The 376-nt window shown below is 52.1% G+C and carries 4 tRNA genes; all 4 read right to left on the reverse strand.

The features are described 5' to 3' along the window. Positions 1–4: 4 nt before the first annotated feature. A tRNA-Thr gene (locus HMPREF2867_RS09465) sits at positions 5–77 on the reverse strand. 12 nt (positions 78–89) lie between these two features. Beyond that, a tRNA-Leu gene (locus HMPREF2867_RS09470) sits at positions 90–171 on the reverse strand. A gap of 5 nt (positions 172–176) precedes the next feature. Beyond that, positions 177–249: transfer RNA gene (locus HMPREF2867_RS09475), tRNA-Lys, on the reverse strand. A 19-nt stretch (positions 250–268) separates the two neighbouring features. Beyond that, a tRNA-Asp gene (locus tag HMPREF2867_RS09480) sits at positions 269–341 on the reverse strand. Positions 342–376: the final 35 nt, after the last annotated feature.

Genomic DNA, 376 nt, shown 5'->3' on the forward strand with positions numbered 1-376 from the left:
TTTATGCCGGCTACATGACTTGAACACGCGACCCTCTGATTACAAATCAGATGCTCTACCAACTGAGCTAAGCCGGCTAACTTTTCTAATGCGGGTGAAGGGACTTGAACCCCCACGCCGTTAAGCGCCAGATCCTAAATCTGGTGCGTCTGCCAATTCCGCCACACCCGCATATATGACCCGTACTGGGCTCGAACCAGTGACCCATTGATTAAAAGTCAATTGCTCTACCAACTGAGCTAACGAGTCTCAAATATTTCTACTTGAACGGTCCCGACGGGAATCGAACCCGCGATCTTCGCCGTGACAGGGCGACGTGATAACCGCTACACCACGGGACCTATGGGAGTTAACGGGATCGAACCGCTGACCCTCT

It is taken from the genome of Streptococcus sp. HMSC064H09, from assembly GCF_001812625.1.
In the GTDB taxonomy this organism is placed as follows: Bacteria; Bacillota; Bacilli; order Lactobacillales; family Streptococcaceae; genus Streptococcus.